General features: G+C 59.0%; 1 protein-coding gene. It reads left to right on the top strand.

The genetic code is table 11. The features are described 5' to 3' along the window. Positions 1–271: AAA family ATPase (locus B3Q33_RS06930; protein WP_286827327.1), on the top strand; the 271-nt coding region annotated here is incomplete at both ends.

Genomic DNA, 271 nt, shown 5'->3' with positions numbered 1-271 from the left:
ACATCGGCGCCATGCCCGGCAAGCTGGTGCAGGCACTCAAGGAAACCGGCACCGCTAATCCGGTGATCATGCTCGATGAGGTGGACAAATTGGGGCAGTCTTTCCAGGGTGACCCTGCCTCGGCCCTGCTGGAAGTGCTGGACCCGGAACAGAACCAGGATTTTCTCGACCACTACCTGGATGAACGGCTGGACCTGAGCCACGCCCTGTTTATCTGTACCGCCAATACCATGGACAGCATTCCCGGTCCCTTGCTGGACCGCATGGAAGT

Source organism: Alcanivorax sp. UBA3183 (assembly GCF_002364155.1).
GTDB lineage: Bacteria > Pseudomonadota > Gammaproteobacteria > Pseudomonadales > Alcanivoracaceae > Alcanivorax > Alcanivorax jadensis.
The sequence above is the reverse complement of the archived record's forward strand: the minus strand, read 5'-3'. Positions and strand labels throughout refer to the sequence as shown.